The following is a 222-nucleotide window of genomic DNA, read 5'->3' as shown; positions in this document are numbered from 1 at the left end:
TTTGGATATGATCGAATAAAACAAACAGGAGAGGCAGGGGCTAGAAAAAAGACTAGTAATAAGTGGTTTGAAACACAAGATAGTATAAGTTATTGGGAGGATTTTTCTAAACAAAAAATTGTGTGGGCAGAAACCATGCGTATTCATAAAGACACGTCAATCAAGTTTCCGCGATTTGGCATTGATAATGGAGGTGAGCTGTTAACTGATAAAACTTGTTTT

Annotated in this window: 1 protein-coding gene; it reads left to right on the top strand. The window is 35.6% G+C overall.

The window, feature by feature from the left end; genetic code table 11:
• Nucleotides 1-222 (top strand): hypothetical protein (locus tag ACHRVL_RS23120; protein WP_395415610.1); only part of this gene is annotated, 222 nt, incomplete at both ends.

The sequence above is a fragment of the Flavobacterium sp. FlaQc-28 genome (genome assembly GCF_044007415.1).
Taxonomy (GTDB): domain Bacteria; phylum Bacteroidota; class Bacteroidia; order Flavobacteriales; family Flavobacteriaceae; genus Flavobacterium.
This window is presented reverse-complemented; position numbering and strand designations above follow the sequence as displayed.